We start from the raw sequence: 278 nt of genomic DNA on the forward strand, positions 1-278 counted from the left end.
CGTTTTTCATCCCGTCCGGGTTTTGGTATCCAAACTCTCCGTAATGGCTTGGCTTTGAAGTTTCCTTTGATTTCCTCGGCAAGTTCAAACCTTTGTTTTGGGGATATTGCTATCACTCCATCCACTCCGGCAGTTTTCTTGCCTTGGTTATCTTGGGTCCCTCGCCTCACCGCTAAGAGCCTTGCGTAGTATGACTTCAACAGGAGTCTCTGTAACCTTCTAGCTTTTGCGTCCTGTCCCGATTGAGCCGCTTGATAGATACGTTTTTGCAACTTGAA

The 278-nt window shown here is 47.1% G+C and carries 1 protein-coding gene; it reads right to left on the minus strand.

The window, feature by feature from the left end:
• The coding region (locus tag LKE08_RS09695) for a reverse transcriptase N-terminal domain-containing protein (RefSeq protein ID WP_324704016.1) at positions 1–278 on the minus strand (278 nt) is incomplete at both ends.

The sequence above is a fragment of the Lyngbya sp. CCY1209 genome, from assembly GCF_035615495.1.
Taxonomy (GTDB): domain Bacteria; phylum Cyanobacteriota; class Cyanobacteriia; order Cyanobacteriales; family Microcoleaceae; genus Limnospira.